The sequence below is a fragment of the Desulfomicrobium macestii genome (assembly GCF_014873765.1).
GTDB lineage: Bacteria > Desulfobacterota > Desulfovibrionia > Desulfovibrionales > Desulfomicrobiaceae > Desulfomicrobium > Desulfomicrobium macestii.
On the sequence record NZ_JADBGG010000023.1, the window covers coordinates 41019 to 63281 of the forward strand.

The window sequence follows — 22263 nt, forward strand, 5'->3', positions numbered from 1 at the left end:
TTGTTAGCCTTTGCGGGCGATATCGAGGTCCATGTCGCCCATGGGGGTCGATACGGTGCGCGAGCGCACGGACTTGAAACCGCGGCGCAGCATGCAGTCGGCGATTTCGCCCTGATCGAAGTAGAAGGCCTGGCCGGCGGCTAGCGCCGAACCCAGATGTCCCAGAAGTTGGTCCGGACGAGTTCGCTCATGGGTCAGCCCGTCCTGGAAGGCCATGAAAACTCCGCCGGGGTTCAGGGCCGTGTGGATTTTTGAGAGCAGCCGGTCCAGGTCGTGGCGGGCGAAGTTGAGGGTGGCGCAGGCCCAGATAAGATCGTAGCCCCCTCCGATGTCGTCCTGCAGGTAATCGCCGCCGCGTGTAACGACGCGTTCCCCGAGTCCAGCCGCCCCAATGAATTCGTCGGCCACGGCGGTTACGGCCGGCTGGTCAAAGATCACGGCCGTCATCTTTGGATGGGCGGTCACGAAGGCCTGGGCGAACATGCCGTGGCCGCCACCAAGGTCGAGCATGGTCCTGAAGGTTGGAAACTCCGGCAGGGCGGTCAGATGACCGGTCATGATCGCGCCCACCCCGCCCGTGACCCAGGCCGCGCTGGTCCTGGCCGATTCGGCCCACAGGTCTTCCGAGGAAAAGTGGGCGTCGGCGGGATTGGGGTTGGGGCCCTTTTGGACCAGTTCGGTCAGGTTCTGGAGGGGATCAAGGCACATGGCGTTGATCAGGCGCAGCAGTCCTCCCAGGAAGGCCGGACCGTCCGTACGCAAGTAGACCGAAGCCTCGGGCTCGTTGCGGTAGACGCCGTTTGTCTTGGAGAGGAGACCGATGCAGGTCAGGGCGTCGAGAAACATGCCCGTGTTGCCGGGGTGGGTCCTCAGCAGTTCTGCCATTTCCACGGCCGTGCGCGGGGTTTTCAGATGGTCGAAGACCCCCAGTTCAAGGCCGGACAGAAGAAGCCTGGAATGGATGGGAGCGGTGATCATGTCGTACAGGCGGCCGTAACCGGGCGCGGCAATGGTGGATGGGTTCATGAGATCCTCGCAAAAGAAATGAAGTGTTGTGGAACGTCGCCAGTTCTGTGCGCGTCGCGCCGGGAAACGTCTCCCCTGGCCGGGAGAAAAGGTGCCCCGAGCGGGAAAATGCGGATGCGGCGAGAACTGTTTCGGCTTTCCGAGTGGTCGCTCCTGCCGACCTTACGCCAGGGCGTTGGAAAAGATAGGCCCGGCCAGGCCGCTTGGGTGCGGTCCGGCCGGGCTGTTTGGAGGGGCTATTTGACGGTGAAGGTCAGGCTGGCGCCGTGGTAGACTTGATCGGCCTTGCTTACGAGGTCCTTGTTTGCGAAGCTCGGTCTGTCCGGCGGATTAGGGTCCTTTGTGTTCTGGCAGTCAGGAACCGCTCACAGCCACGGGCCGATTCAGCGGGGATGTCGGGGCCACGGACTTCAATATGCTTTTCGAGCCGGACAACGTGGTCGGAGTGCTCAACGTCTTTTCTCCGATACTGCCAACAGATGAATTGCTTCGGGCTTCGTGCATGGCATCAAGTAGGGCTCCGATGCGCAGGCCGTTGTGGTTGGCGATTGCGGCAAGGGAGTCGTTGGTGGAATTGACCGACAGACCATTTTTTTTCAGCATGGCCAGGCACAGTTCTTCTTTCCATCCCATGAATCTGATCACTTCCCGCAGTTCCGCCTGTTCGGTAAAACCGTAGGGGGGCACGCCGTAGTCACGCACATGCATGCCTTTGATAAGCCTAAGTCCATCTACGAACTGACGCATGGGCGGCAGACCGGCCAGGCTTCCGGCGCAGATGTAGGCGGTAAGCACGGCGGCCGCCACGACGGGCCAACGGAATGGCGTCGCGCTGTCTTTCCGGCTGAGATAGGCCCGGACCGGGTTCCAGTTGAGCCAGGCATGGACGAGGCTGGCCAGGACGAAGAGCAGTCCGCTCATGATATGCACGAGATTCCATTGGCATCGGCCGAGTCCGATCATGCGCCAAGGAGAAAAATGTCCCACGTGGGTTGGGGGCGCGACTAACAATATGATGCTGCTGATCAGGAGTACGATGCCGGAAAAGAGCAGGACAAGGGACGTGGTTGCTCGTAGTTTTTTCATGTCTTTGATTCACCTTGCTGTGGGTTGTGGTGTGAAGCGTCAAAAATTCCAGATCAGTGTGACGCCGACGGTGCGTGGTTCACCGTCCAGGCAGACTGTCGTGTCCTCGAACGGGGAGATGAAAGTGCAGTATTCCTCGTCGAAAATGTTTTTCCCCCATAGGTACAAGCTCCAATTGTCCAGTTCGTAGCCCAAGCGCAGGTTGACGGTGCGGTAGGCCTCTTGGGTAGTCAGGTTCTCCTCATCGCCATGGAAGCGTCCGGAACCAAGCAAATCGGCGCGGGCAAAAAGGCCGTTTTCGGACCGGTATTGTGCGCCGAGACTGTAGGTGTAGCGAGGCGCGTTGGGCAGGAAATTGTCCGAATAGTCCTTTTCGATCAGGGCGGTCTGGGTCTGGTTCCACTGCGTGGCGGTGAAGTCGTCGAAACGCGATTCGTTGTAGCCGGCGCTTCCGAAGAAATCCCAGCCCGGAGCCGGTTTAGCCTGAAGTTGTACCTCCACGCCCTGGGAATGGGCCTTGGCCGCGTTGGTGATGGTTTTGGACAGGGTGCTGCGGTCATACTCCATGACCTGCTTGTCGGTAATGTCGATGTAGAAAAGGGCTGCGTTGGCCAGCAATCGGCCGCCAAGCCACTGCGTTTTCAGACCCAGTTCGTAATTCCAGGAATACTCGGGATCAAAGGTCAGGGTATCCGGTTTGGGTGTCATGGCGAAGTTGTAGCCACCCGTCATGTAGCCTTTGGACACTGACAGATAGGTCATGGCCTCGGGCGTGACATCATAGGCTATGACGGCCTTGGGCAGGATTTCATTATAGGTGAGGTCGTCCGAGCAGGTCGTGGCCTTGGTGAAATCCTCCACAGTTCCATCCATTTGCTGGTGATCCAGACGCAGACCGGCAGTCAGGTGCAATTTGTCCACGGGTGTCCAGGTCGCCTGTCCGAAGAGGGCCAATCCATAGACGTCGATGTCCGCGACCGGATTCATGAGTGTTTTGCCTGTGACTGCATTGATGAAGGAAAAATCGGTTTTCGTGTTGTCGGCAAATCCGTGCAGGCCGACCAGCCATTGCAGCGCGCCGTCTTTGTCTGAGGAGACGCGGATTTCCTGACTGTACTGGCGGGTGGAAAGATTCATTTTGTTGTAGCGCCGTCGGGCCTGGGCTGCGGTCATGTCCGCGTCGTTCAGTTTGTCAAAATGCTTGGCCATCAGGGTGGAGATGGAGACAACTTCGTATCCGTGGCCTTTATGCCTGGCCCGAAGGACTTGGGAATTGCCGTATTCCGTATAGGCTTGGTTCTCGTCGCTGGAGAAATCCAGGAAATCTGTTGCCTGGGGTCCGTCCAGAACCCGGTGTCCCCCTGAATGGTCGTCCAGGCACATGCCTTCTGCGATGAGGGAAATGTCCCAACGGGAAGTCGGGGTCCATCGCAGGGTACCTCGTCCGTTTAAATGCTGCTGGTCGGGCTCGGATCCGTCGGCCTGATTGTCCATGAAACCGTCGGAGGACTTGAATTGTCCGGCCGCACCAAGAAAGAGGCGGTCTTCCAGAACCGGACCGCTCACACTAGCCCCGGTTCGCACGGTGTTGAAGCTGGAATACTCGGTCAGAACCTTGGCCCGGATTTCGTCATCGGGTTGCCTGGTGACGATGTTGACCACCCCGGATTCGGTGTTGCGGCCGTATAGCGTGCCTTGCGGTCCCTTGAGGACTTCGGCCCGCTCGATGTCGTAAAGATCCAGATTGGGCATGAACTGGGACGGATAGCAGATGTCATCCACATAGAATCCGGCCGGGGAATAGAGCGATGCCTGGGAGGTGGAAATGCCCCGTATGACGATCAGATTCTGAAACGCGTTGTGCCGGTGCAGATGCAGGTTTGATGCGAATCCGGTCAGGGCCATGGCATTGTCGATGCCCGCGTCCTGGAGCTGGTATTCGGAAAAGGCGTCCATGCTGATGGGCACGGATTGCGGGTTTTCCTCCTTTTTTTGAGCGGTCACGGTGATTGTGCCCAAGTGGTTCGCTTGGCCGGTGGAGTTTTGTTCGCAGAATGCCTCACCTCCCAGAAAAAGCCAGAGTACGCATAATAAAAGGGCCATGGCTGAGTTGTTGCGCATCTGTTTGATCCTCCAAATTTTTAAATTTGTTTTGCGCGGTTATAATTGTTATAAATATTTGAAAATAATAAATATTATTAATATTTGTTGAATAATTAAATATGCAGCCTCAAACTCTTGGGGTCCTTTTATGCACGGAGCAAAGGAATGTATTTTGCGGCCCGCACGTTTTTTGTTGCGGGCCGCAGGACATGATTGCGTCGAAACGCCAGGGGCCTGATGGCGGCTGCGCCAGCGTTTAACGGGCGGAGGGGATTGGATGGACCGCTTTTTGGCGGCGGATTGTGGCCGGAGTGTGGCCAAAGCGGCGGCGGTAGGCTGTGGTGAAGTTGGCCTGACTGTTATAGCCCACGGCCAGGGCTATTTCGCTCAGATTAGTTTCGGTTTTTCGGAGCAGGTCTCGGGCCCTGCAGAGCCGCGCGTCACGCAACAGGGCGAAGGCCGTGGCACCGTAAATTTCTTTGAAACCTTGGTTGAGCTTGTTGCGGTTCAGTCCGGTTGTGCGGGCCAGATCCTCCAGGCCGGGCGGGTTCTCCAAACGCGCAAGAAGCAGGGCATGGGCCGCGCGTATCATCTCCTGTTCCCGGAGGGAAAGTGCTGCTTCGGCTGTGGGGTGCGGCCCCAGTTCGGCTAGAAGTATGGTGAATAGCTCAAGGGCCTTGGCTTCAAGATATACGCGCCGCATGGCATCGCGAAAAGGGCAGGACAGGATGTGTTCCATGACCAGTCGTGATTGCGCGGTCATGGCGGTCTGCCGGAGCAGGCCGCAACGGCTGACGGAGCAGTCTGGGACGTGGGTGTCAACAAAGGCCGGGTTCGTCGTCCCAAAGAGCTCTCGAAACGCGGGCAGGGAAAAATGCACGGACACTCCGCGAATGGGACCGGGGGCAATTTCCGTCACTCCGCGCGTCTCGGGGAGCCAGGACAAGAGACCATGGCCGGGCGGGCGTTCAAGCACCGTGCGGACGGGGCCGTGATTCAGGGTGAGGCGCTGGCGCTGGGTCAGATTGCAGCAAAGGCTGACGGGTGCGCATTCAATTTCAAAGGGGATGTGTACGGCGGTCTGACATTCGCCGGACATCAGCAGCATGGCCAGACCGGGACGAAGTTGGATAATTTCCGGCGTGCATTGAGCCGCAGGATCGTCCATACGCACGGACGTAGTGTGCGCGGCGCAGTTCAGGCGTCTGGTCATGGCGTCGCCGCCGCGAGGAGCAGAAGCCACGACCCGTCCAGTTCCATCAATTCCAAGCGGGAAAAGCCATGACTTTCGGCTGCGGTCGTGAACCATTCCGGCGTGAGGCGTCGGGCCGGATGCCCTTCGGGCAGTTGGACATGCCCGGCGTGTTCCAGGATGCCCAGCCGCCCGCCGGGTTTGAGTACGCGCCGGACCTCGTCCAGCATGAGGCCCAGATGGGTCGTGCGGCCGGGCATGTGCAGGACCATGGCCAGCAGGCAGGCATCCACGCGTTGCGCCGCCACGGGCAGGGAGGCGGCGATGTCCGCGCGCACAGGCAGGATGGTGGTCAGGTTTGCCCGCCTGGCGTCCGCATGCAGTTCGCCAAGGACGCGCTTCCAGGTATCCAGGGCCAGCACCGCCCCGTGTGGGCCAACCCGTTTCGCCGCATCAAGGGCGTAATCGCCCGGCCCACAGCCCAGATCGACGAAAACATCGCCAGCCTTCAGGCCAAGAGCGTTCCAAACATCTGGGGCGATGCCGGGCTGGTAACTGCTGGGACCGGACCTGCGTCGGCCGGGCGGTTCAGGCGTCATTCCCGTCCCCGGCCACGATTTCGGCTTGAATCCGCTCCATCCATTGCGGCATGCGTACTCCGTCGCGGGGCTGGCGCTCTGGAACATAGGGCTTGATGTCGATGACCGGGCTGTTGTCGATGGCGTCGAGGCCGGTGACATGCAGGATGTTGCCGCTGCGGGCGGTCAGGCGCACCGTGGTCATGAGTACGGGATTGGGCCGGGCCGGGCTGCGCGTGCCAAAAATGCCCACGCGCGGGAGTTCCTTGCGGCCCATGGGGTGAACCCGGGTCAGGAGGCGTCCATGGTCCGGCACCTTGTGCCCCCAGTAGAGGACGATCAGATGCGAATAATCGTCAATGCCGTCCAGAAGTTCCATCAGCTCTTCCCGAATGACGATTTCAGAAACAGCGGTTTTGGTTTCGCGGATGTGCCGGTGCATTTCCTCCATGCGCGCATCCATGGAGATGCCCTGGTCGTCGGTCTTGAGTATGGGTTCCGCGACCGCATTGCGGATGATGCCCACGGCCTGCACGGGCAGGTGCGGAAAATCGGTGCCATCAAAAACGGTGCGAGCCATTGATCCTTCCATCTTTTTCTCCTTGTTGGCCGCGGCGCGTGCCACGTCGTGTTTATTGGCGCCAGGCTTCCAGCGAAGCCAGCAGGCCGGTGACACGGTTTTGGACCTCCAGCACATCCTCCGCATGCGGCCGGTACTGGATATTTCCGAGTCGTCCGTATGCGTTTAGGTCTTCTTTGTGTGAAAATTGACCGATAACGTGCCACGAATCAAGAACTATGTATCCCAGATGTTCCAGAAAGGAGCGCAGCCACGCGGTCATGGGTTGGGCCTCGCGCTCGCCGATGTGCGGGCCGCCGAACGTACCGAAGCACACGCCGAACTTTCCGGGAATTATGGGTGAGGCCGGTTTGATCAGTCCCTGGCTGTTGTAGTGCTTCATCCGGGCCATGATGAAGTCCATCATCTTTTTGGTTGGCAGCCAGTCGATGACCGGTGAGCCGGCAAAGACGAGATCATAATCGAAAAAGTCCAGGTCCAGACTTTTGTCGATCTTGACCAGTTCGGAATCCAGGTCGTGCTCCAGGGCTGTTCCGTGGATGGCGCGGGCGATTTTTTCCGTGTTGCCGCTCAGGGAATCGTACAAAACAAGTGTTCTCATGGTGTCTCCGTGAATCAGAAGCTGTAGCGGACAGCGAGGTAGAGGTTGGTGTTGTTTTCAAATTGACCGAAAAAAGTGGTTCGGCTTTCACCCAGAAAGATGTTGCCCCCGCCTTCCAGGGTTAGATGATCCGTGCATGTGTATTGGATGGTTGGCCGCAGATAGGCGTCCTGGTCGCTGGGGCAGCAGTACGCGGACAGGGCGAGTTCGAGGTTCTGGTTCATGAGCAGTTGGACAAGTTGCAGGGTCAGCACATGGCGCAGTTCGTCGCGCGGTGCACCGTCGTGATGATTTTCCCGGTATCCTGCGTAATCCAGCATCTGCTCGACGTAGTATTGCAGGGTGGCTGTGCATTCTGGAGCGATTTCCCGGCTGTAGCCCACCAAGTAGCGCAGTTCCGAATTGGGGATATTCGGATCGTGGCCGTACGTGTCGTCCAGGGATTGGTACCAGGCGAATTCGGTGTTGCCGATGCCCTGACCTACCTGCCCGCGCAGGCTCGCACCCAGGCTGCGCAAGCGGGAAAAGGTCGCCTGGCCGTCCCGTGTCCGGGCGTTTGGGGTTTTCCAGAAACCATCATATCCGTAGGCCGCCAGTTCATAGCCTGTAAACGTGCGGGACAGGCGGGCCGCGAACTCGTCATCCTTGAACCAGGCGTTTGGCGTGACTTCGTTTACCACTGCGTCCTGGCCCGCGAGGCGATCACCGTCCCAGTATGAGACGTATTCGCCGGTGATAAACCGGTCCGGATCAAAACGCGGCGTGTAGACGAGGTCGATGTCGCAGACGTTCGTGAACAGACCTACCTTGATCGCGTCCGACGGGGCCTTGAGGTATTCGGCGGCGCGGCCGATGAAGAACGACCGCCAGTCCTTGGGGAAGAGGTCGTTCAGGAAGACGAGATCGCCGGTGCCCCAGGTCAGGATCTGACGGCCGATCTTCACGTCGAGCATGTCCAGGGGGCGGGCGAAGAACCACAGTTCCCTGGTGTCGTATTCGCCTTGTTCGGACACACCATCGGCCCAGGCATCCCCCTTGTACTTGAGGTCGAACCAGTCCGTGGTCTTCAATATTTCCATCTGCAGACGGGTTTCCATGACCGAGGCGTCGGATTCCTCGGGGTCGTCCTGCAGGCGCGCGCCGTAGCGCAGTTCCGTGTAGCCGTGCACTTCCGTGTCGAGCCGTTCCAGCAGGGAGCGTTCCCCCGCGTGCAGGTTGGCTGCGTTGGCCCAGATCAGCATGACCCAGGCCAGCGCGGCGAGAGCGGCCTTGTCTTTCATCGCGTGAGTTCTCGTGGAGGTCTGCGCAGATAGCGCTCGGTGAACAGGTCCGCCTGAAGACCCTGATTGTAGCCAATTCGAGAAAAAGACATGACCGTGGCGCTGCCGGAGTCCAGATTTCTGGCCACGGACTCGGCCACAGTGGGATAGACGACGGACTGGTCGTTTTCCTTCGCCTGGACGTTTTCGACCCTGGTCACTTCTATGGTTCTGTAAGCCCGGTTTCCTTCCCGGAAGAATTGCAAGCGCATCGGAAGGAATGTCTTTTTGTCCACATGCACGAAATAGTGGCTGAACTCCACGGATTCCGGAGTCTTGGGGACGTTATCGAGGATATATTCCGTATCGGTTTCGCCGATCAGTTCGTGGTTGTCTTCGGTGATGGCGCGTCCGGAGATGTCTTCGTACAGAAAGTCCGAACCCACGAAACTGGTCCGCTTGTCACTGGCTGCGATGCGTTTCACCAGATCAAGGCTTGGCATGTACAACCAGCGGTCGTCATCCTGTCCGGGTGCGGTGTGTTTGTGGACCATGAAAACCATTTTGCGCACATCGGCGGGTTCGAGGAAATAGACGTAGTACTGCTGCTCGGCGTCATTGTTTTCGTCCCGGCGCAGCATGGCCATTTCCCGCTTGCGAACACGGCCTTGGCTGTCCGTGATGGTCAGCTCAATCCGTCCTGTGGCGTCTTGACCCTGATACAGGGACGCGTGATTGGCCTTGCGGACGATGTTGTCCACGTCCAGGTCCGCGGCCCCGGCGGGCAGGACCGGTGCTGCCAGTACGAGGGCCGTCAGCAGTATGCGTTGAAGCAGTGACTGTGCGTGCATTTGTTTCTCCGATTGTTTCATTGTTTCTCGATAGGTGCCGCAATCAGGGTGTGAGATGGTAAGAATTTGTTTGCCGTCCCTTCCCTCTGCCTCCCCCTTCCTTGGCAGGAAGGGGAATCACAATGCTGCCGTCTCGATCTGCGTGGCCTTATCGTGCCCGCGTGGTGCCGAATAACCAGCGTTGGCACACGGTCAGCACGGCTGGCAGGCCGACAAGCGTCATGACGCCGGAAAAGGCCAGAATGCCGAAGAGCAGTACGGCCGTGGTCTTGTAAGGCACGAGTTGGGCGACCATGAGGGGCAGAAAGCCCAGGGCTACGATCAGCACGTTGCGGGTGATGGCCAGGGCCGGTTCGCCGAAGACATGGGGCAAGGCCGCTCCCCAAGACCCGGTTTCTCGCTGCAGTTGGCGGGCCCGCTCCAGGAAATGGATGGCGAAATCCACTGCGATGCCCAGGCTGATGGCACTCAGGACGGCTACAGGCATGTCGTAGTCCTTGCCCACAAGTCCGGTCACGCCGTAGATGGCCCCGATTGTCAGGGTCAGGGGGAGCATGCACAGGGAGCCCCAGAGTACGGAGCGGAACAGGATGACCATCATAACAAAGACGATGACGAACGATCCGCCAAAGGAGGCGAGCATTTCCCAGAACATTGTCTCTTGGAAGTGGAGATTGACGTAGTGCAGTCCGGCCCAGCGAACCAGCAGGTCCGCCGGCGGCTGGTGGGTGGCGATGTAGGCGTTTGCCGCGCGCACGGTCTGTTCGGTCAGGGTGCTGTCGCCTCGCGGAAACTGGAGCATGATGTTGGCCTGCATGAAATCAGGGGTGACGAAATGCCACAGGTCGTGCGGCCGATGACTTTGCTGGTACTGCATGCAGCATTCGGCCACGCCCTGGATGGTTTCGGGGACGCGGTGGTTCTGGGGGGTGCCGTCGATCAGTTCCTGATGGACCTTGCGCACTATATCGGCCAGGGACGTGCTTTTGCCGATCAGTCCGGCCCCATGCAGATGGGCCTGAAGGCCAGCCATGTATTCTAGTACGTCTGGACGTTTGAAAGGTTTGAGTCGTTCTTTTTCCAGTTCGAGGGCGGTTTTCAGTTCGTCAAGTACGGCGGATTTTGCTTCCGGGATTTTGGTCCGGCGGTTTTCGATCTGGCGAACGGCCAGATCCAGAAATCCTGCCATGGTTTCGGACTGGTTTGCCCATGCAGGCAGGCTGTCCGCGATGTCGCGGGCGATTCGAGGTGCGGCCGGATCGTTTTCAAATCCTGCGGCCACCTCCAGAAGGTGCGCCCTGATCCGGGCGACGTCATGCTCCGTCGGACTGCCCGCTTCCTTGCCCTCAAGCACCATATAGGCGGTATAGGTTCCGGCGAAATGACTGTTCAGGGCTGTGTCCGCCTGGCGGATGGGGTGACTTGTGCTGAACCGCTTGGCGTAGTTGTCGTTGACGTTGATCTGGGTCATGCCCCAGATGGCGACGCCGATCAGGGCGACCATCGCGGCCAGGACCAGCTTGGCCTGGTTGTGTGCGAATCGGCCGGTGGCGTGCAGAATGCGCGTCAACCGGGACACTTTCTCTCGCGCCCGGGCCGCCTGGCCAAAATTGGCCAACACGCGTTCCGGGATGAACATGACATAGGCGGGAATGAGCAGTACCGTGGCTGCCCAGGCGACCATGACTCCCAGAGCGACAAAAACCCCGAAAACTCTGGCCGGAGGAATGGAGGTGGTCACGAAAGACAGAAAACCGGCGGCCGTGGTCAGGGATGTGTAGAGGATAGGGGTGAACAGGCGACCCATCACCTCCCGAATGGTCTGTCCGCGCCCTTTGGCCGGGGTGTAGGTTTCGAAAAAGTCGGACAGGACGTGTACTGAGTCGCAAATGGCGATGGGCATGAGGAAAATAGGCAGCATGGAGCTTAAGATATGTACCGGATGGCCGAAGGCGATCATCAACCCCAGGGCCGAGACCACGGCCACAGTGGCTACGATCATGGGCAGGAAGATCAATGCCGGCTTGCGGAAAAAGAAATAAAGGAGTCCGAAAATGACCGCCATGGTCAGTGGGGCGGCCACGGTCATCTGCGTGAACATCTCCACGCCGATGGCGCATTCGGCCACCGGCAATCCGGCGATGTGGTACCGCTCTTCTCCGCCAAGTTCCGCTATCTTGCCTTGCAGTGCTTCATAAATCTTGTAGCTGAGCAGCTTGTCCGTCAACGGCAGATACAGGCACAGGGCCTTCCCGTCCTCGGAGATCATCTGTCCTTTGAGCAGCGGATTGGACAGGGCCTTGTCCCGGATGGCCAGGGCCTGCTCGCGCGTGGTCGGAGGGCGCGGCATGAGCCACTCAAAACGGATGGAACCCGGTCCGTTCTGGGCCATGTGTTCTGCCACGGACGGCGCGATCATGTCCGCCTCGATCACGCCGGAATACAGGCCGGGTTTGTCTGGATTCTCCCAGCGCAGGGACGTGGCGAATTTGGTCAATTCGAACACGCGACTCAGTGTCTCCGGGCTGAAAACTCCGTCCGGATGCCCTTCGTTGACGACCCCAATTACGATAGTTTCGCTTAAGGCGAATCGCGTCTTGCTTTCGTTGTGAAAGGTTCGCACCGGCGCGCTCTGTTCGAGCATGTTTTCCGGGTCGGTATCCATGGTGATCCAGGGAATAAATGCGCCCGTTGACAAAGTGAACAAGGTGATGGCCACGGCGATCCACCGATACCGGCGGATCGAAAATTCAATGATGCGGGATTTGAGTGTGAACATGGGAGCCTCGTTAAAAGTTAAGCTGCTTAACAATAAGTGCAAAAAAAAATGGATTCAGTCAGATCCTTTCAAACGCTTGTCAATGACATCGTCAATGGCTTCGAGCAGGACGGACAGGGTTGCTACCTGAGATAGGCTGAACGCACCCAGTCGAGATTTGAGACGGGCCAGATCCTGCCCGTGAAAGCGCTCGTGCGCGGCGAATCCTCTCCAGCCCAGTTCGGTAAGGGTCAGGATGAATTCCTTGTTGCTGTGCGGAGCCGGACTTTTGTCCACGAAACCTTTCTGCACGAGTCTTGAAACCATCTGCGAGGCCGCGCTCTTGGTCACTCCGAACCGCTTGGCCAGAGCCGTGACGTTGATTTCCGGCGTGTCGCCGACAGCTTCGATGATATGCGCCTCACGTGTGCTGATTTCCCCGTGCCCTTCAACCGGAATGGGCAGATTTTCGGCGTCGGCGTACTTGCGGGCCACGCGCACGAACTGGCGGATGGTGGTGAGGATGAATTCGTTCGTGTCGTTCATGAAATTTTTGTAAACATGCTTAACTATTTTTGTCAAGCAGCATGCGCCAAAAAAAAATGATTTGTAGCTGAAGAGTCGTGGTGTGAATGGAAACAGTGCAGAATGTTAATCGGACTGGGTGTGGACTGCTCGCTAGGTTCGGCGGTGCGCCGGTTCGTGCCCGCGTGGACACGAACCGGGCTGTTTGGAGGGGCTATTTGACGGTGAAGGTCAGGCTGGCGCCGTGGTAGACTTGATCGGCCTTGCCTGCGAGATCTTTCATGGGGCCGTCGGCAGTGACGTCATCCTTGTGGTTGACGTTGATCATCCACTGGCCGGAGCTTTGCACCCGGAACTGAGCCTTGCCGTTCATGAGATAGGAGAACAGCGTGAATCCATCGCTTTGGCCAAAGCTCTGGGAATGGGCCGTGACGAACTCCATGCTTTTGGCCGAGACCGTCAGGGGTTGGCCGTAAAAGAGCACATCCACTTCGACCAGATCGCCGACATGCAGGTTGCTCAAATCCGTACGGGGGATGATTTCCAGACCGTGGCCCAAGGGAGCCGGGTTGGTCCATGCACCCACGGTCAGATACGATTTGGCGAAGGCTTGGTATTTGACGGACATGAGCACCTTGTCGATGTCCTTGATGGCGTCACGCGGCTTCATCTGCAAGCGTTCCTTGCCGTTTTTGTCGATGTACTGGGTGAAGAAGGACGGGGTGGACACTGCGGACACCTGATAAACGCCCTGGACAGCTTCCTTCTTCAAGGCGATTTTCTGCAGGGCCATGTCAGCGGCGGTTACGTCGAAGCTGTTCGTGCTGTGCACGGTTTCCGCTGGTTTGGCTTCGGGCATGCGCAGGGCGGTCTTGCCCATGGCCGGATCAATCAGGTCAAACGATTCCAGGGCAATATGGCCGTCCTTGGAGCTTAAAATGTCATCCATGGGCAGGGCGTGTCCCCAGCCCAGGGAAACCATGGCGTGGTGTGCTCCGTGGGCGTGTGATTCAAAGACGTTGACCCAGATGGAGTGGGCCTGGGCCGAAGTGGCCAGCAGGGCCGTGAAGCAAAGGGCGAGTAGTATTTTCTTCATGCCTTGTTTCCTTGGTTTTTATGCGGCTGATGTTGCCCCCCCCCATTTTAGGAGGGGGAGTGAAAGGGCTCGATCATTCATTCGTCATGCCGGGCTTGAAACGTCTGGCATGTCCGCGGCCGTTTTCATTAGAAGTAATATGTCGTCCCGATACCGAAAGAGCGTGGGTCGCCGTAGGAGATCAGGCCGACCATGGAGTTGGACATGAACATGCTGACATACTCCTCGTCGGTCAGGTTACGGCCGTAGACGTAGAAGTCCCAGTCATCGAGCCGGTAACCGATCTTGGCGTCGACCAGGGTATAGCCGTCCTCTTTGGCGAAACCCTTGTTGGCGTCGTCGTAGAAATACTGCTTGCCGAAATTCCTGACATCGGCGCGGCCGTAGAAGCCGCTCGGATGGGTGTAGGCCACGCCGGCACGCAGGGAATGGGTGGGAGTCATTTCGATGTTCTTGCCGTCATAGTTGCCGCTGCCGTAATCGTAGTCGTCATATTCGGCCTCGATAAGGCCCAGGGCGGTGCTCAGTTCCAGTCCGTCCAGAGGCCGGTAGGTCGCTTCAAGTTCAACACCCTGAGAGTGGGCCTTCTTGGCGTTGTCCGTGACGTACATGGTACCGATGGCCTTGTAGACATGAACGTCTTCGATATCCATGTAGAAGATGGAGGCTGCTACGGAAGCGCGTTCGAATGAGCCCTTTATGCCCCATTCGTAGTTGGAGGAGATTTGGGGTTCAAAGCTGTTTTCCTCAACGCCGCCAGCCTGGGCAAAATAGTTGAACCCGCCGGGCATATAGCCTTTGGAGTAGGAAACAAAGGTGCTCCAATCGTCGGCAAACTGCCAGGAGAAGGCCGCCTTGGGCAGGAAGGCGTACCACGCCTTGTCGGCTTTGAAGTCGAACATGGATGGTCCGGACACGCCGACTGGCAGGTAGTACACGGACATGTCGATTTCCTTTTCGATGCGCTGGTAGCGCCCGCCCAGAGTCAACTCGAACTGTTCGGCAAAGGGGATCATGACCTGCCCGAAGGCGGCCAGCGTAGTGGCGTCCGTCTCGGATTCGGCATTCATTTCGAAATTGCCGAAGCCCGTCGGAAACTGCATGCCGTATGGGCCCTGGTCGCGGGTCTCGGTGTCGAAGTAAACGCCGGCCACCCAGCGGAACCCTTCGTCATTGGTGCTGGACAGGCGCAGTTCCTGGCTCCAGTTCTCTACCTCCGTGTCGTCGAACTGGGTCAGTCCGGTGAAGAGCGGATCGTTGCCGAAGTCCGCGTCATATGTGCCGTCATATTCCAGAAGTTTATGCGTGGTCACCGAATCCAGGTTCACGGTACCGAAATCATAGCTCAAGGCCAGGCTCTGGGCATTGTTTTCCGTGATTTGTCTGGTTCGTGCGTCCATGTCGACGTGTTCGGCATCGTCTCTGGAGAAATCGCTCAGCCTCGGCCCTCCCAGCAGTCCGTAACCGTCGATCCCGTATGTTCTTGTGTATTCGTTGGTCAGTGAGATCCTGGCCGTGAATTTATCCGTGGGCATCATGGTCAGGTTGAGGTTGACGCGGCGATCGTCTTCCTTGTTGAACTCGTCGTCCCGTTCGGGGTTGTCATTTTCTATCCAGCCGTCGTCCTGGCTGTACTGACCGTTCAAGCCGAGATAGAGTTTGTCGTCGATCAGGGCTCCATTGGTATTGAAAACGCCACTCATGTGGTTCTCACTGCCGTATTCGGTACCGATCTTGCCATGCCAATCGTTGTCCGGCTTCTTGGTCACGATGTTGATGACCGCGCCGATGGCGTCCTTGCCGTACAGGGTGCCCTGGGGGCCGCGCAGAACCTCGACTCGCTCCGCATTGGCCAGGGAAGCGTCAAATCCTTCGCGTCCGCTGTGCGCCACGCCGTCGATGTAGATGACCACGGGGTTGTTGTTGGTGAACATGGACGGGTTCAGGCCACGAAAATTGACGGCATTGCCGTGGGCGCTTGAACTGGCCGTCATGTTGGGAATCTCGCGGATGAGATCAGGCACGCTTTTGATGCCCTTTTCTTCCAGCATGACCTCGTCGATGACGGTGATGCTCTGGGGCACCTTGACCAGATCCTCTTCCATCTTGTTGGCCGTGACCGTGATTTTTTCTATGGTCACGGGTTCTTTGGCCGCGCTGGAGTTGGTGTCTCCGGCCCAGGCTCCAGAGCAGGTCAGTACCGCAGCCAGGACCAGGGGTAGCAGGCGTGTGCCCAAGCCGGGCCAGCCGCTTGGCGTCTGGGTCTGCTGGGGATTTATAAACGGGAACTCGAACATGGTGATCCTCCGTACGGGTGTATTTCGGAACTGACATTGTTCAAGTCCTCTAACTTCTCCACCCCAAACGGGAATAATTTTACCCCGGCCGGGAAAGGGTCGTGGTTGACTCTTATCCGCCCTTCGTTTTGGCGGATTCTCATCTGCCAAGGTCGAGGCTGCGGCGGTGAATGGAAAGAATGCAGTCCCGACCGGAAAAATATTCGGCCGGGACTGCGGTTTTCATCGGGTACGACCGGACGCCATGTTGTCCTTGGGCTCTCGTTCGTAGGCCGGCCAATCGTCGAGCATGAGGGTGGAAGCGGCCGGGGATGTCGGTACGTCTGTCCAGACAAGACGGCCGTTCTTCGTGCTGATGCCGCGCGGAACCGGTTTGGCATCCTGAGTCTGCCAACCGCCGCCTTGCCACGTCCAGCGTTCACCTCCGGTCCCGTCGTCCTGGACATGAAGGTCCACGGCGCTCGGCGGCCCGAGATAGCGCTTGGCGTCGTCTTCTCCAAACATTCCGGCCAGAGATCCGGCAATGTCGCCGCTTCGGCGCACGGACTCAGCCAACGCCTCGATGTCTTGCGGGGACAGCCTGGATGCCCATTGCATGGCCGCCAGGGAGGCATAGTCGGCACCCCATTTATCGTGCACGGCCAGTGCCAGCGGTCCGACCGGGTTTTCGGCTCCGGCCAGGGCTTTGGTGGTGCTCTGGGCCCCGCGTGACAGGAGGGCGAGCAGGGCTTCGGTGCCATCCGTTTCCGCAACGCACAGAAGACCGATGGCACCGGCCAGCCCATCGCCGATCCAGAGGCCGCCCTCACCTTCGCGCAGATCCGAGGCATCGCCGATCGCGCGTCTGGCCAGGGCGGCGGCGATGTCGGCGCGCCGGGCCAGGCGGCCGGTTCCCGTGTCGGCGACATCCCAGTGGGGCTCTTCGGCCAGCAGGAGCATGGTTCCGGCTACAGCAGCGTCGCCGGAACCTGTAGGCAAGCCTCGCGGCCATTGGGCCACGGTGTCTATGATCGGTGCTCGGCCCAGGCGGCGGGCGACGCAGACACTCATGGCCGAAAGGTCCTGGGCGATGGCCAGTGCGTCCTGGCCGCGGGCATTGTCGTGAACCAGGGTCACTCCATCCACCTGGGTTCGTCGGGCATTTGGGAATGTCTGTGCGGCAAAATCGAGCAGACCATCAAGCTGGCCGTGGCGGATGTCGGCTTCGCGTCCTTTGATTTCGACCCGCCAGATCCACTGCCCGGTCGGCGCGGCAGCGGCATGCGCCAGGGAGGCTCCATAGAACGGCAGTGTGAATTCTTTCGGCAGGCCCAGGCGGGAACGGTCCGCCGCCGTACGGATGACCCGCTTTGCATCGAACCCCAGGCGGGGCATGACGTCTGCGGCCCGCAGCCAGAACGAATCGCCGACCAGCCAGGACGGCTGCGCCAGATCGCTGTGGCCGCCCGTGTTCCATCCCGAGGCGGGCAGACGCCAGGAGAGATCAATCGTGCATCCTGTACTCCGGCCATTTGGCAGGGGAAGGGCAAGATGGTCGTCGTCCACCGTGGCTGTGACGTTTAGCCCATCGACCTGCGCACCAAGCAGTTCAAAGCCGGTCGGCAGCAGGGCGTGAATTTCCTCTCCGGCGGCGCTTACGCCTTCCAGCCGCCACTGACCATGCAGTTCCCCCGCCTCCGGCACAATGGTGAGGACGACCTCTCCGCCCTGCACCGAGAAATTCCCCTGGCGCGACAGCCATCGGGACTCCCAGGTTGCGTCCTTGGCCAGGCGCTGCTCCTCGGTTTCGTAGCCTCCCTCGGTTACGTAGCGTTGGTGCAGCCAGATCGAGCAGCCAGCCAAGGCGATCATGCCGACAACCACGGCCATTCCGGGCCGTCCAAGCAGACCTGCACGGAATTGACGCATCCTGGGCCGCCATCCTTCGTCGGTTCCACGTCGGTTGACGGCAGCCGCCAGGGCAATGATCGTGATGATGAGCGCGAGCTTGAAACTGTTGATCGCCAGAATTTTTTCGATCCAGACCGAGAAACCGGTCAGGCCCGAGAGGGCAATGTCGACGCCGCGACCTATCTGCCAGGGCGGGTAATTGACCAGCCCTACCTCGAAATTGACCACCATGATGAAGGCGGCCAGGATCGCGGCCGCATGGGCGGTTCCCGGATGGCGGATCACGGCGTGCAGGAGCAGGGTGATGGCGGCCATTTCCAGGATGGCGGGCAGTAGCACCATCATCTGATGGAGTACCGGCAGCATGAGCGAGATGCCCTGTGTGGTGAGCAGGCCCGTGATGATCGCGCCAACGGCCGGAATGAGTGAACAGATGACAGCGATGGCCAGGGAGGCGACGGCGCGTCCGGTCAGTCGCACCGAATCCGGTGCCGGGGCGGCATCGAACATTTCGGACAGTCCTGGCTGTTCGTCGCGGCGGGCTGCCATGCCGACCATGGCCGCGACCATGAAGACGACGATCAGGTAGAAGGTGCGAAGCAGAACCGGAGACACATATTCGGTCCGCGCGACCATGGGGCCATAGGCGTGGTGGACGCCGTGGGCGAATCCTGCCGCGACCGCCAGCAGGACAAGAAATCCCATGGCGATCCACAGACCGCGGCTGGCGATGATCTGTCGGATCTGCCAGCGGGATTCGGCGATCACGGCCCGACACCAAGAGGTCGTAACAGTGGGGCAGGGCTGGGCGTCGGGGATGGCAATGGGGAGGCGGGTACGATTGTTCCGGCGCGGGGATGGATGTTGCACGCCTCGCCCAAGTATCAGCGATTCCCTTGTTGTCCGGATGATGGAGATTGCCAGGAACGCCAGAGGTACTGCTCCCCAGATCAGTCGGTTCCATAGCAGAGCCGGCGTCAGTGCCAGCAAGGCGGTGCTTTTCTGGTGCGGTGTCCATTGGTCCACCACTTGATGCTCGGCCTCTGCAAAGCCCGAAGGATCAAGGATCGTCACCAGAAAAGGGTCGGCATGCCCTTCTTTGAAGACGATCATGGAGACCATCCAGAAGGCCATGAGCAGGGCGGCCACTGCAAAGGGCCCGCCGACGCCTCGGGTGCGCAGTGCGGCCACGAAGTACAGGGCACCAGCTCCGGCCGCCAGCGGCAAGGTGAAAACGAGCGCGGCCCAGCCGAAGGCCATCCACGGCGCGTTGGCCACGGAGCCGGGCGGCACCGCGCCGATGGCTTCGAGCAGTGGGGCGGCCAGAAAGCCCAGAATCTGCGAGGTGCCGAGCAGGAGCGCTACTCCGAGGGCGCCTGTGTAGCGTGCGGCCAGCAGGCTGCGCAGAGAGATGGGCGCGGCGAGGACGACTTCATGCAGTTGCACGTTGCGATCGCGCACGATGGGCTGGGCAAAGATCCAGGCCCAGGCGAAGAACAGGAAGAAGGCGTCGCCCGAGGTCATCAGATAGACCAGTCCCGGCGCATTGCGCGGGATATCCATCGCGCCCATTTTTTGCAGATTCTCGGCGCTGGTCATGACAATTAGAATGTAGCCGCTCAGCACGAGGTAGACGAGAGGCAGCACGCCGCCTCTCAGTCCGGCCCGGAATTCGTTCCAGGCCTCACGTAAAAAGAAGTTCATCTAAGCCTCCTCGTCGGCCACGCCAGCGTCGGCCAGGGCCACATGGTAGGCGTCTTCCAAGGTTGCCCGGTGGGGCTCGAAATCCGGACCGGGGCGCTGGTCTTTGAGAACCACGGCCAGGGTTCCGGTGGGAGCGGCGGTCAGGCGCACCGCGGGTGGAAGGATTTGGCCGCGCGGAACCACGCGCGACCAGAGTTGACCCTGCAACCGGTCGGTAAGTTCGGCCGACGCGCCCTCGGCGACGATGGTGCCTTTGGCCATTATGGCCAGGCGGCCGCACAGGTTTTCGACGTCCTCGACGATGTGCGTGGAGAGCAGGACGACCGCTTCCGCCGCGACGTCGGCCAGAACCCGGTGAAACCGGTTGCGTTCGGCCGGGTCGAGTCCTGCCGTCGGTTCGTCAACGATGAGCAGACGCGGAGAGCCGATCAGGGCCATGGCAATGCCGAAGCGCCGCAACATGCCGCCTGAATAGGTCGATACCTCGCGGTGGGCCGCGCCGCTGAGGTTGACGCGTTCGAACAGGCTTTCCACTTCAAACAGGCGTTGCCGTTTATCGGTCCGGCCCTTGAGCCAGGCGAAACGTTCGAGGAGTTTTCGTCCGATGACACCGGGATAGGCGCCGATCTGCTGGGGCAGATAGCCCAGGCGCTGTCGCAGGTGGCCGGGGTCGGCCAGGACATCGACGCCGTCAAGTCCGATCTGTCCGGTATCGGGAGACTGCAGGGTGGCCAGGGTGCGCATGAGTGAGCTCTTGCCAGCCCCGTTGGGCCCGAGCAGGCCGTACAGTCCGGGTTCGACATCCAGGTTGATGCCGGCCAGGGCCTTGACCCCGCCCGCGTAGGTTTTGGTCAGGCCCCGAATGGTCAGGCCGTGGGTTGTGGACATGCGGTCTCCTCGCGATTGATGGTTTGTGGCAATGCACTGTGCAGATGCCAGTCCTTGGCCAGGCCCTGGGCGTTCCACATGGCTCGGTAACGGCCGTCGGCTTTCAGCAATTCTCGGTGTTTACCCTGTTCGACCACGCTTCCTGCATCCAGGACCAGAATGGTGTCCGCGCCGACAATGGTCGAGAGGCGGTGGGCGATGACGATGACGGTCCTGTCCTGGACCAGGACGTCGATGGCCCGCTGCACCGCGACCTCGCTTTCGGTGTCCAGCGCCGCCGTGGGTTCGTCCAGGATGACGATGGGCGCGTTCTTGAGGATGGCTCGGGCGATGCTGATGCGCTGCCGCTCGCCTCCGGACAGGCAGCCGCCGATGTCGCCGACTCGGGTCTCGTAGCCCTCGGGCAAGCGGGAGATGAATTCGTGGCAGTGGGCGGCCCTGGCCGCGTCCTCGACTTCGGCGTCGGTGGCGTCGGCGCGGCCCATGCGGATGTTGTTCAGAATGGTGTCGTCGAAGAGGTAGACATCCTGAAAGACCACGGACACGTGGCGCATGATGGTCTCGGGTTCCATGTCGCGAAGATCCGTGCCGCCAATGCGCACGGTTCCGTTCTGCGGGTCGGCGTAGCGCATGATGAGGCGCGTGATCGTGGTCTTGCCCGATCCGGACGGGCCGACCAGGGCCGTGAGCGAGCGTTGGGGCAGGGTGAAACTGATGTCGTCCAGAACGGGGTGGCAAGTGTCGGCGTAGCAGAACCTCACGTTTTCAAAGTGGATGTCAAAGGTTTCGGGCGTCCTGGCCGGAGTCGGCACGGGCAGGGGCGGCACGGCCAGGAGTTGCTCAACCTGTTCGAAACCGGCTTCCATGTAGTCGAAGGCGTCGGCCAGATTGAAGGTTATGGCCAGGGGTTCGGCGAAACGGGCCACGACCACGAGAAGGGCGGTCAGGGCGGCGACGTCCAGGCTTCCGGTCAGGATGAACCACACGCCCAGGATCATGGCCAGGATGAGGCCGATTTGAACCACGGACGAGGCCAGAAGACTGCTCTTCACGTCACGCAGCTGGGCCTTTTCCTGAACCGAGCGCAGATGCTCCAGGGACTCCCGCAGACGCGTGGACCTGGCTCCGGTCTGGCCCGTGGCTCGCAGGACGGGTAGACCTTGGGCATATTCAATTAGTTCGGCGGAGGTGCGGGCATGGGCCTCGGCCAGAATTCGCATTTTTTGCCCGGCGTTGCCGCGACGACGACGATATACCGGCGTGGCCAGGGGTACGAGCACGAGCATGGCCAGTGCCATGCGCCAGTCCACGAAGGCCGTTGCGATCAGGGCCACGGCCGGGGTGATGATGGAGGTGATGAATGTCGAGGAGATCATCCCCATGGGCGTGATGACCTCGTCGACATTGCCGGCCAGGACGGCCGAAAGTTCGCCCGTGCGTTTGCGATACAGCTCTTCAAGGGGCATGCGCCGCAACTGCTTGCCGAGGCTCACGCGCAGGTCGTGGGTCACGTCGGCCAGGGCGCTGGAATAGTCGAACTCTCGCGCCTTCCAGCGTAGCACCCCGTCGGCGGCGGTACACAGGCTCAGAAAGGCCAGCCACCAGGCCGCTTGGGACAGGTTGGCGGGTGTGGCCAACATGGCTGCCAGTAGAGGGTAGAAGGCGGCAAAGGCCAGCCCTTGAACCACGGCCGAGAGTACGGAAAAGAGCATGCTCCGGCGCAGGCACGGAGCCTGTTTTCCGGCTGCGAGCTGCATGCGCCGCCAGGTTTCGGCCAGAGAGGGAACGGGACGGAGAGTGTCGGTAGTTGTATTCATGGGCTGCTCCTG

Annotated in this window: 16 protein-coding genes; all 16 read right to left on the minus strand. The window is 60.0% G+C overall.

Annotated features, from left to right (window positions below; all coding sequences use genetic code 11):
• Positions 1–3 precede the first annotated feature (3 nt).
• Positions 4–1026 (minus strand): methyltransferase, encoded by a 1023-nt coding sequence (locus tag H4684_RS14345; RefSeq protein ID WP_192624264.1) that lies wholly within the window; start codon positions 1024–1026, stop codon positions 4–6.
• Positions 1027–1380: 354 nt separating this feature from the next.
• Positions 1381–2112, minus strand: coding sequence for a DUF4405 domain-containing protein (locus tag H4684_RS14350; RefSeq protein WP_192624265.1), 732 nt, complete (start codon positions 2110–2112; stop codon positions 1381–1383).
• Between the two features lie 39 nt (positions 2113–2151).
• The gene (locus H4684_RS14355) at positions 2152–4233 is read right to left on the minus strand and encodes a TonB-dependent receptor (protein ID WP_192624266.1); all 2082 of its coding nucleotides are present in this window, start codon (positions 4231–4233) and stop codon (positions 2152–2154) included.
• 238 nt (positions 4234–4471) lie between these two features.
• Positions 4472–5458: a helix-turn-helix transcriptional regulator gene (locus H4684_RS21155; protein WP_192624267.1), complete on the minus strand. Its 987-nt coding sequence runs from the start codon at positions 5456–5458 to the stop codon at positions 4472–4474.
• Positions 5425–6006 (minus strand): methyltransferase domain-containing protein, encoded by a 582-nt coding sequence (locus tag H4684_RS14365; protein ID WP_192624268.1) that lies wholly within the window; start codon positions 6004–6006, stop codon positions 5425–5427. Before H4684_RS14365 ends, H4684_RS21155 begins: the two co-directional genes overlap by 34 nt.
• Positions 5996–6577, minus strand: coding sequence for a tRNA (N6-threonylcarbamoyladenosine(37)-N6)-methyltransferase TrmO (gene tsaA, locus H4684_RS14370; protein ID WP_225940450.1), 582 nt, complete (start codon positions 6575–6577; stop codon positions 5996–5998). The genes H4684_RS14365 and tsaA overlap by 11 nt, the downstream gene beginning before the upstream one ends.
• 40 nt (positions 6578–6617) lie before the next feature.
• Positions 6618–7166 (minus strand): flavodoxin family protein, encoded by a 549-nt coding sequence (locus tag H4684_RS14375; RefSeq protein ID WP_192624269.1) that lies wholly within the window; start codon positions 7164–7166, stop codon positions 6618–6620.
• Between the two features lie 14 nt (positions 7167–7180).
• Entirely contained in the window at positions 7181–8446 is a 1266-nt protein-coding gene (locus tag H4684_RS14380; RefSeq protein ID WP_225940451.1) for a hypothetical protein, read from the minus strand.
• Positions 8443–9276, minus strand: coding sequence for an outer membrane lipoprotein-sorting protein (locus H4684_RS14385; protein WP_192624270.1), 834 nt, complete (start codon positions 9274–9276; stop codon positions 8443–8445). The genes H4684_RS14380 and H4684_RS14385 overlap by 4 nt, the downstream gene beginning before the upstream one ends.
• 148 nt (positions 9277–9424) lie before the next feature.
• Positions 9425–12055, minus strand: coding sequence for an efflux RND transporter permease subunit (locus H4684_RS14390; RefSeq protein ID WP_192624271.1), 2631 nt, complete (start codon positions 12053–12055; stop codon positions 9425–9427).
• A gap of 54 nt (positions 12056–12109) precedes the next feature.
• Positions 12110–12580, minus strand: coding sequence for a MarR family winged helix-turn-helix transcriptional regulator (locus tag H4684_RS14395; protein WP_192624272.1), 471 nt, complete (start codon positions 12578–12580; stop codon positions 12110–12112).
• A gap of 193 nt (positions 12581–12773) precedes the next feature.
• A complete protein-coding gene (locus H4684_RS14400) occupies positions 12774–13655 on the minus strand; it encodes a DUF4198 domain-containing protein (protein WP_192624273.1) in 882 nt (293 codons plus the stop codon).
• Between the two features lie 128 nt (positions 13656–13783).
• Positions 13784–15952 carry a TonB-dependent receptor gene (locus H4684_RS14405; protein WP_192624274.1) on the minus strand — a complete coding sequence of 723 codons (2169 nt, stop codon included), beginning with the start codon at positions 15950–15952 and terminating at the stop codon, positions 13784–13786.
• Between the two features lie 222 nt (positions 15953–16174).
• A complete protein-coding gene (locus tag H4684_RS14410; protein WP_192624275.1) occupies positions 16175–19546 on the minus strand; it encodes an ABC transporter permease in 3372 nt (1123 codons plus the stop codon).
• Positions 19547–20434, minus strand: coding sequence for an ATP-binding cassette domain-containing protein (locus tag H4684_RS14415; RefSeq protein WP_192624276.1), 888 nt, complete (start codon positions 20432–20434; stop codon positions 19547–19549). It lies immediately after the preceding gene.
• Entirely contained in the window at positions 20413–22251 is a 1839-nt protein-coding gene (locus tag H4684_RS14420) for an ABC transporter ATP-binding protein (protein WP_192624277.1), read from the minus strand. The genes H4684_RS14415 and H4684_RS14420 overlap by 22 nt, the downstream gene beginning before the upstream one ends.
• Positions 22252–22263: the final 12 nt, after the last annotated feature.

Bases quoted from the DNA above. Each gene is read 5' to 3' on its own strand.
- H4684_RS14390 (WP_192624271.1), bottom strand. From the start codon at position 12,055: ATGTTCACACTCAAATCCCGCATCATTGAATTTTCGATCCGCCGGTAT.
- H4684_RS14345 (WP_192624264.1), bottom strand. From the start codon at position 1,026: ATGAACCCATCCACCATTGCCGCGCCCGGTTACGGCCGCCTGTACGAC.
- H4684_RS14395 (WP_192624272.1), bottom strand. From the start codon at position 12,580: ATGAACGACACGAACGAATTCATCCTCACCACCATCCGCCAGTTCGTG.
- tsaA (WP_225940450.1), bottom strand. From the start codon at position 6,577: ATGGAAGGATCAATGGCTCGCACCGTTTTTGATGGCACCGATTTTCCG.
- H4684_RS14375 (WP_192624269.1), bottom strand. From the start codon at position 7,166: ATGAGAACACTTGTTTTGTACGATTCCCTGAGCGGCAACACGGAAAAA.
- H4684_RS14380 (WP_225940451.1), bottom strand. From the start codon at position 8,446: ATGAAAGACAAGGCCGCTCTCGCCGCGCTGGCCTGGGTCATGCTGATC.
- H4684_RS14350 (WP_192624265.1), bottom strand. From the start codon at position 2,112: ATGAAAAAACTACGAGCAACCACGTCCCTTGTCCTGCTCTTTTCCGGC.
- H4684_RS14415 (WP_192624276.1), bottom strand. From the start codon at position 20,434: ATGTCCACAACCCACGGCCTGACCATTCGGGGCCTGACCAAAACCTAC.
- H4684_RS14405 (WP_192624274.1), bottom strand. From the start codon at position 15,952: ATGTTCGAGTTCCCGTTTATAAATCCCCAGCAGACCCAGACGCCAAGC.
- H4684_RS14365 (WP_192624268.1), bottom strand. From the start codon at position 6,006: ATGACGCCTGAACCGCCCGGCCGACGCAGGTCCGGTCCCAGCAGTTAC.
- H4684_RS14355 (WP_192624266.1), bottom strand. From the start codon at position 4,233: ATGCGCAACAACTCAGCCATGGCCCTTTTATTATGCGTACTCTGGCTT.
- H4684_RS14385 (WP_192624270.1), bottom strand. From the start codon at position 9,276: ATGCACGCACAGTCACTGCTTCAACGCATACTGCTGACGGCCCTCGTA.
- H4684_RS14420 (WP_192624277.1), bottom strand. From the start codon at position 22,251: ATGAATACAACTACCGACACTCTCCGTCCCGTTCCCTCTCTGGCCGAA.
- H4684_RS14410 (WP_192624275.1), bottom strand. From the start codon at position 19,546: ATGAACTTCTTTTTACGTGAGGCCTGGAACGAATTCCGGGCCGGACTG.
- H4684_RS14400 (WP_192624273.1), bottom strand. From the start codon at position 13,655: ATGAAGAAAATACTACTCGCCCTTTGCTTCACGGCCCTGCTGGCCACT.